This window comes from Fulvivirga aurantia (assembly GCF_009711475.1).
Taxonomy (GTDB): domain Bacteria; phylum Bacteroidota; class Bacteroidia; order Cytophagales; family Cyclobacteriaceae; genus Fulvivirga; species Fulvivirga aurantia.
Window position 1 is genome coordinate 1 of record NZ_SMMD01000776.1, and the last position, 8032, is coordinate 8032.

The 8032-nt window shown below is 38.6% G+C and carries 6 protein-coding genes; 4 read left to right on the top strand and 2 right to left on the bottom strand.

Features of this window, described 5'->3' with window-relative positions; translation table 11 throughout:
- On the top strand, positions 1 to 837 hold an 837-nt coding region (gene cas6 / locus E1176_RS09860; protein WP_425482572.1), incomplete at its 5' end, for a CRISPR-associated endoribonuclease Cas6.
- Positions 838 to 846: 9 nt separating this feature from the next.
- Here the strand turns inward: cas6 and E1176_RS09865 are convergent.
- Positions 847 to 2121 (bottom strand): type IX secretion system plug protein, encoded by a 1275-nt coding sequence (locus tag E1176_RS09865; protein ID WP_155210445.1) that lies wholly within the window; start codon positions 2119 to 2121, stop codon positions 847 to 849.
- Between the two features lie 106 nt (positions 2122 to 2227).
- Here E1176_RS09865 and E1176_RS09870 point away from each other — a divergent pair, with 106 nt between their 5' ends.
- The 3 genes from E1176_RS09870 (at position 2228) to E1176_RS09880 (ending at position 5712) form a co-directional block, all read left to right on the top strand.
- The gene (locus E1176_RS09870) at positions 2228 to 2776 is read left to right on the top strand and encodes an RNA polymerase sigma factor (protein ID WP_155210446.1); all 549 of its coding nucleotides are present in this window, start codon (positions 2228 to 2230) and stop codon (positions 2774 to 2776) included.
- Positions 2760 to 4190, top strand: coding sequence for a hypothetical protein (locus E1176_RS09875; protein ID WP_155210447.1), 1431 nt, complete (start codon positions 2760 to 2762; stop codon positions 4188 to 4190). The genes E1176_RS09870 and E1176_RS09875 overlap by 17 nt, the downstream gene beginning before the upstream one ends.
- Positions 4191 to 4479: 289 nt before the next feature.
- Entirely contained in the window at positions 4480 to 5712 is a 1233-nt protein-coding gene (locus E1176_RS09880) for an LVIVD repeat-containing protein (protein WP_185152732.1), read from the top strand.
- A 272-nt stretch (positions 5713 to 5984) separates the two neighbouring features.
- Here the strand turns inward: E1176_RS09880 and E1176_RS09885 are convergent, their stop codons facing one another.
- Entirely contained in the window at positions 5985 to 7898 is a 1914-nt protein-coding gene (locus tag E1176_RS09885; RefSeq protein ID WP_155210449.1) for an ABC-F family ATP-binding cassette domain-containing protein, read from the bottom strand.
- Positions 7899 to 8032: the final 134 nt, after the last annotated feature.

The following is an 8032-nucleotide window of genomic DNA, read 5'->3' on the forward strand; positions in this document are numbered from 1 at the left end:
CCTTATTTTTTAGTAGGTAATTTTTTTAAGTTGAGAGTCCGAATAATATTTCTCCTAAGGAATAGAGGGGGGCATGTCCCTTTTCATCACCAATACCTGTTGGCGCAAGTCATTAAGGGTGTATTGGTAAAAGGTGGAGAAAGCAAATATATTGGGTACTCATTCTTCAACTTTTCAGGGTTAAAAGGCCAAACAAAAATAAGTAGAAAAGGCCTTCATTTCTATTCTGCAAAGGTAACACTTGTATTTTCAAGCCCAAGCAAAGAATTTATAGACTACTTTTTGGTAAATCTTTTTGAGTTAAACCACGTGGACATCGGTGGAGTTTCTTTGGAGCCGGAATCTGTGGAGCTCGAGGAGCCAATGCCGCACAAGGAGAACGATAAATTTATCTGCATATCTCCTTTAGTACTATTGCCGGCCTCATTCAACGACAGTTCAGCCAAGCGATTTGTACCTCCTGAAACGGATTCATTTTCAGACTTGCTGTATGAATCTACCATTTCACGCATGCAAGAGTCTAATCTATATACACCAGAGCAAGTTGCTGATTTTTATAAATTTCAGCTGGTACCGGACAAAGATTATATAGCCAGACTCACAGCCGCACAAAAGAAATTTGCCAGAATTTACCCTGTTTATGATCAGGATGTAAAATATGAGGTAAGGGGTTATACATTTCCATTTACCCTTTATGCGGCTAAAGAGGTGCAGGAGTTTGTTTTTCACTGTGGCCTCGGTCATTTTACGCACAAAGGTTTTGGTATGCTCGATCTGGCCAATACGAACCCGAATAACCGGGTTTTGAAGTATGAGTTTAATTACGCCAAAGTTTAATCTTTGAAATTACGGAGTAGGGTTCATCTCGTAGTATCCATAAGCAATAAGTAAGTCAGCGCGCATGTTTAATGGGCGATAATAAACGAAAATCTCATAATTGTTTTCGGCTTGAAAATGATTGCCTTCAAGATAATTGACGTCTAGTGTATCGTTTTTTACCTCATATTTATAATTATACCAGCCTTGTTTAAGGATCATGTCAGTGCTGTATGAGCCCACCTGTGGGTTGTATTGCATGCGGCTTTCAGTGTTTTGCTCCCAGTTATTCATTTTGCCTACAACATAAACCTCACCAGCTATGGGTTTATCAGTTTTTAGATTAAACTGAGTGTTTACGTAATCGGAGTATATTGAGCCACCCCCGGCATCGAGATTTGTAATATAAAAGTCGCCATTTATATCCTCTAAATGGGAGTAAGCCTGATAGATCCTGGGAAGGTCACTCATTAACTTTACCGTGATGGGATAAGTATTCCAGTCGACTGTGTAAACTCCCTGGCCAGGGTTACGTAATGATCGCATATCGAAGAAACGATACTCATTGCCTGCAGCAAAGCTGTTTTCAAAATTAAAAAAGCGATATTCCAGCTCAAATAGGCCATCTCTGACAAAACTTGGCTTAAGGTTATTTATGGCATTGTCCCAGCGCTCATTTTTTCTTATGGTGACATTGACATTCTCCAGAGGGTTAATGAGCTCGTAATTTTTGTAATTTATTTTAAAGTCAAGCTGCTGTTGAGACCTGTTAGATGAGGTCAATCCGTTAAGCGTACTGGTCAATTCTATAGATACCTGATTAGAATATACCATGAATCTTTTAGATAAAATAATGTCATTTTCGTTGGTGCCGCGGTAAGCGACCAATAAATAATTTCCGGGCAATTTTACTTGTGGTAAACGAAAGTTGTAGTGTATATAGGAGACCTTGGTATCTGCCGATGCCTGGTCGTTGTTGATGTTAAATTCATTAAAATCGTATAAATAATCGATGCTGCTTAATCGTGATTTGGTCCAGTCCTGGTTGCAGTGAATTATTTTTACGCGATAATCTTCAGGGTCTTGTACCAGGTCATCAAACTCCAACACAAGGTTCATTCTTCCTATTTGAGCCACTGCAGGTTGTAGCATAGAGGCGTTATTGCCTGTGATAGGGTAAAGCTGCACCGTGCGGATCTCATCTTCATAAGTTGCGTCTTTGTATAATAACTTCTTGCCGGATTCAATAGAAGAAACAGTGGTGAAAAGGCTTGAGAATAGTATTAAGAATGAAATTAACTTCATAAAAAATGCTTCGTATATTATGTATTATAAAACACTAAGATAGGCATTCCAACCTATTTGATTTACGCTGTGTCTTTATAACACAATCCCGTACACTATAGTATAAATGGATCAGGAAAAAGCCCTTATTGAAGGCTGTAAGAAAAGCAATTCCGAAGCTCAAAAAGAGCTGTATCATCATTTTGTGCCTAAAATGATGGTGGTGGCATTGCGTTACTCAAAATCTCAACAAGAGGCTGAGGACATCTTACAGGAAGCCTTCATAAAGGTTTTTAATCACATAAAAGGATTTAAAGGAGATAGTAGCCTTTATTACTGGATTAAGCGAATTGTAGTAAATACAGCCCTCAATCATCAGAGAAGCAAATTATACTTATTTCCTATGGTTGATGTGCAAACGCTTAATGAACCAGACGAAAGCTTTAAACTGAGTGATCATAGTTGGGAGGATTTACTTCAGATGATACAGCAGCTTCCATCGGGCTGTCAAATAATATTCAATATGTACGCCATTGAGGGCTATTCTCATAAAGAAATAGCCAATAAGCTAAATATAAGTGAAGGGACCTCAAAGTCTCAATATGCCAGGGCTAAATCACTTTTAAAAGAGAAAATTTTGAGAGAAGACAGAAAAGCTTATGAAAGAGCAAGATAGATCTAACTTCGAAAACTCGTTTCAGGAAGCTTTTGCTTCAGCTGAAAGAGCTCCTGATGCTCAATTATGGGATAAGGTAGCACTGGGAGTGGCCAAAAATGAGAATTCTGGTTTCAAAAAGAGAATACTGTTTTTTAAGCTAATGGCTGCGGCTTCAGTTGCTTTTGCTGCAATCATAGGGGGTGTGTATTTATATGATTACAATTTTGGTAGCGTCAATCAGTACATAACCAACAGTGCTGTAGTTGATAATGATACTAACAAAAGGAATGAATCATCTGTACAGGAAACATTGTCAATCGGGCAGGAGAAAAATGAGTTAAATAAGGAGCAAGGTTCGAGTCAATTCTTGGCGAATGATCAAGGTGTAGGTGCTAGGTCTGAACATAACTTGTCTGATAAAAATGACTATGAAAGTAGGTCAAAAATCAATGGAAATTCTGGTAATAATATGAGAAAAGAGCTTGCCCAAAACGGTGTTGATTTTGAGTCGAAAAACAGCTCTGGATTAGGTGATAAATCTGACCCTTTTTTCGCTGTTTCGAATGGAGAAAATACTACTTCAATTTTGACAAAAACACAACCCGAGAAAGTTGATAGAAAGGGTGTGATTTTGGGTGAGGATGGAGCACTTCTAAGTAGGGAATTACAACTTGTTCCTAGGTTGGAATATCTGTTTGCAAATCAAAAATCTTTTGACAAAATGTGGGTGGGATTAGGCGTAGCTTATGGACAAAATTTCCCCTCATCAAGTGGGCAGGATAATGCGGCTGGTCTTGCAAGTTTTGATGTGCAGGGTGGGAGTGTAGAGGCTTCCCAAGTAAGACTTAGTGATGAGTCTTCCGGAGGAGTGATGACAGCCGGAGTCACTGTAGGTAAGCAGTTGAGTAAGCGTTGGATTTTAGAAGGTGGTCTTAACTATGTAGGAAGATCTACCTTTGTAGAGTCCAATTTAAAAGTAGCTAATAATTTACGAGGTGAAGCTGTGAATGACATAGAGTCGCTAGCCCAGGAAGACCGACTTGAGCTGACCAATACTTACGAGTTGAAGAATAATTATCACTCAGTGGCGGTGCCAATTCAAGCTGGATTTTTTCTGGTAGACCGACAGTTTGATGTTGTTTTGAAGGGCGGTATATCAAATGAAATTTTGCTGCTAAATAGAGTAGAGGATACCTCAGGTGATCTCAAAAGTAGATCGATAAAGACAGGAGAAAATTCTCCTTATAATACCTACATATTGAGTGGTGTCTTGAGCTCTGAATTTTCCTACGCGTTTGATGAAAATTACTACCTGTCACTTACACCTCAGGTGATGAAATCATTCAATTCTATTAAAGATTCTGATGCTTCTGGTGAGAGTAAACCGTTAGTTTTTACATTAGGTTTCCGACTAGGGTACTTAATAGACTAAGCAAAAAATGTATTATAATTTACTTTACCTAAAGTTATATAATATACAGGTATAAAATTAGATATATGGTTTAAGTTAATATTTGACTTGAATTAAATTAGCGATTTTATTTTCCTGCCATTTTGTCAATTCCAACCTTTAACAGATATCGCGGGTCTTTAAAATAACCACATCAATTAAAACAGTGATTATCATGAAAGTCCTTAAAATCAAACAACCTCAAGTCCCCTTTTCGAGCTTTAAAGTCTACTTATTTTTGTCTTTAATCTTCAGCTTTTCTTTAGTCTTGATGAGCTGCGAAGAAGACTGTAAGGTCGGTCAGACATACAGTTATTTCGAGCCGGTTTATACTTCATACGATGAGCTAAGAAGTAGTGTGAAACTTACGCCAGCCATACCACTTCGATCACACGGTAAGATTTTTTTTAAAGACAATTATTTGTTCATCAACTCACCAAACGAGGGAGTCCATGTCATAGATAATTCTGACCCCAGTCACCCAAAAAATTTAGCCTTCATCAAGATTCCCGGATCATTTGACCTTGTTGTTAAGGGAAATCTACTGTATTCGGATAGTTATATAGATTTAGTAGTAATTGATATTTCTAATATTAACAGTGCAATTGAAGTAGACAGGCTCGAAGGAGTGTTTTCCGGATATAATTCATATGGATTTTATGCTGAACCTGAGTTAGGAATTGTTACAGACTGGCAAGAAGAAACCTTAGGAGAAACGGCTTGGGTCGATTGTGGTGAAGCGGTAAGTCATCCCTGGGGCAGTTGGTATGAAGACGGTATAGCTCTTCAAAATTCTGCGGCATTTAGTACTGCTCAGGCGGTGTCTCCAACCAACCCAGGTATGGCCGGATCTATGTCAAGATTTGCCTTAAGCAACGACCATCTTTTTATGATAGATGGCGCAGATTTATTATCGATAAATCTACAAAATTTAGGGCCTGATAATATCAACGAAAAGCTCTTCATAGATTGGGGTATTGAGACCCTTTTTCCATATAAAAATAATTTGTTTGTGGGAGCTCAAAATGGTATGCATATTTTGGATATTAGCACCCCTGATCAGCCCACTAAAATATCGACATATACACATGTAAATAGTTGCGATCCGGTAGTGGTAGATGGAGACTATGCCTATGTCACTTTAAGGTCTGGAAATGACTGTGCTGGATTTACCAATCAGCTTGAAATTATTAATATAAGCAATCTGGAAAATCCACAGATCGAGCATGTTTATCAGATGACTAATCCGCATGGTTTAGGTAAAGATGCTGACGCTCTTTTTATATGTGATGGCAATGATGGTCTAAAAATTTATAATGTATCAGATGTAAGTAAAATAGATGCAAACCTGGTGGCGCATTATAAAGGTATAGAATCTTTTGATGTGATTCCTTTTGATCATGTTGCTATGATGATAGGCGAAGATGGTCTATATCAATACGATTACTCAGACCTCACTAATATCAAATTGTTGAGTCATCTACCGATTCAAGCTGACCATTAAGTAGTGTTTGATGTCAATTTTGGCAGGGAGTTTGATTGTTAGCCAAACAATTGATTTTAAACCAATTATATTTTTTTCAATCTAAGTGTTACCTTTACCCAGTAAATGGTATTTATAAAAGAAAAATTATGAAAGCCTACCAATTACAAATTAAAAGATTAAAGCAGCGATATCTAATAGTAGCTGGCGTACTCACATTGGTGATGACGTTATCTGTGTTTATTTGAAATGCGTGCTTAATTTCTAAGTCAAATACACCTTAGAGCCTGAAATTAATTTTCAAGCTCGTCAAGCGCTAGTGCCTTTTCTTCCCACTGTTCATTTAGCTCTTCAAGTTCTGCCTTTGCCTTTTCATAGGCCTTGTTGGCTTCCATAAGTTTATCAGGGTTGCCAAAAACTGTAGGGTCTGCCATTCGCTCTTCGAGGGTCTGGGTCTCTTCTTCGAGCTTTTCAATACTCTTCTCAAGCGTATTAATTTCCTGCTTATATTTCTTTATCTGTTTCTCAGTATCAGATGTTCTTGGCTTTTGTTGCTTAGGTTTTTCTTTTTTCTCTTTTACCTCTTCTTTGGGTTTTTCTGGTTGCTTCGGCTGCTGTTTGTTTCGCCAATAAACGTACTCCTGGTATGTGCCTGGGTATTCTTTTATCTCATTGTCTTCTATATACCAGATTTTGTTTGCCACATTAGATACAAAGTGCCTGTTGTGAGAAACAGTGATGAACGTTCCCTTATATTGCTGCATCGCCTGTATAAGTATATTTTCCGATTGAAAATCAAGGTGGTTGGTAGGCTCATCCAATAATAAGAAATTTGCTTCACCTATTAGGGTCTTTGCAAGCGCTACACGAGACTTTTCCCCACCTGACAGTACTTTGATTCGTTTGAAAACATCATCGCCTGTAAAGAGAAAAGAGCCCAATATTTGTCTAAGTTGTAATTCAGACTTTCCTGTTCCTTCTTGCTTAAGCTCCTCAAGTATTTCATTATCTACATGTAGATCTTCTAACTGGTGCTGTGCATAAAAGCCTTGATAGACATTATAGCCTTCTTCTCTCTGACCTTCAATTGACTCAGTTCCGGCAATTATTCGTAGCAAAGTAGATTTACCTTTACCATTGGCACCGATGAGGGCTATTTTGTCGCCACGCTCTATGTGAGCGGTGGTATTTTTTAAGATAGTGAGATCTCCATAAGCCTTACTTACATTTTCCAGCCTGATTACATGTCGTCCAGACTTTTGTTTAAAGCTAAAATTAAAATCAACTACCGCGTTTTCATCGACTACCTCGTCAACCTTATCCATTTTTTCTAAAGCTTTTACCCTCGATTGCACCTGACGTGCCTTGGTGGCTTTGGCTCTAAATCGGTTGATGAACTGCTCTGTTTGCTTTATCTTCTGCTGCTGATTTTCATAGGCGTTTTGCTGTATTTCTGAACGCAGTTCTTTTTCCTGCAGGTAGAAATCATAGTTGCCCTCATAGGCTGTAAGGTTTCTATTGGCGACTTCTACAATACTCGTAATGGTGTTGTTTAGAAATTCTCTATCGTGAGAAACAACGATAACAGCCCCTTCATAATTTCGCAGGTAATTTTCTACCCACTCAATAGACGGTAAGTCAAGGTGGTTGGTAGGCTCATCGAGCATGAGGAGCGAGGGCTGCTCCAATAGAAGCTTTGCGAGCATCACACGCATCCTCCACCCACCAGAAAACTCGCGTAGTGGTCTTTGCAGGTCTTCTGTTTTAAATCCGATACCCTCCAATATTTCCTCAGCCTTGGCCTGCATAGAGTATCCTTCAAGTCGCTCAAACTTTTCCTGAAGCTTGGTCAGCTTTTCTACAAGTTTATCGGTGTACTCTGTTTCGAGTTGTTTCAAAATCTTATCTATGGCCCTTTGGGTTTCTACCGCTTCCGCGAAAGCTTCCATAGCCACCGATAAAATGCTATCATCAGTTTGGTAGGAGAGTAGGTCCTGGTTGAGAAAACCAATGCTACACTCTTTGCTTTTACTTATCTCACCTTTGTCGGCCTGGTATTCGCCATTGATGAGGCGCAGTAAAGTGGATTTACCAGTACCGTTGAGGCCAATAAGACCAATTTTGTCTTTTGGTTTGATATGGAGAGAAGCGTCTTCGTACAAAGCACGGCCGCCAATAAAATAAGATAAGTCATTGATTGCAATCATGCTGCAAAGGTATGTGACATTGAGCAATTAACAATTGTTAACGCAATGTAGATTAGAAGCGCCAGGTTGATCAATACAAAGTGCTTTTAAACATGTCGTTTGCTTTAGCTGTTGATTTGCCATAACTTCATATA

What these genes read in the sequence shown, in the direction of transcription:
- E1176_RS09865 (WP_155210445.1), bottom strand. Translation starts at nt 2,121, where the DNA reads ATGAAGTTAATTTCATTCTTAATACTATTCTCAAGCCTTTTCACCACT.
- E1176_RS09870 (WP_155210446.1), top strand. Translation starts at nt 2,228, where the DNA reads ATGGATCAGGAAAAAGCCCTTATTGAAGGCTGTAAGAAAAGCAATTCC.
- E1176_RS09875 (WP_155210447.1), top strand. Translation starts at nt 2,760, where the DNA reads ATGAAAGAGCAAGATAGATCTAACTTCGAAAACTCGTTTCAGGAAGCT.
- E1176_RS09880 (WP_185152732.1), top strand. Translation starts at nt 4,480, where the DNA reads ATGAGCTGCGAAGAAGACTGTAAGGTCGGTCAGACATACAGTTATTTC.
- E1176_RS09885 (WP_155210449.1), bottom strand. Translation starts at nt 7,898, where the DNA reads ATGATTGCAATCAATGACTTATCTTATTTTATTGGCGGCCGTGCTTTG.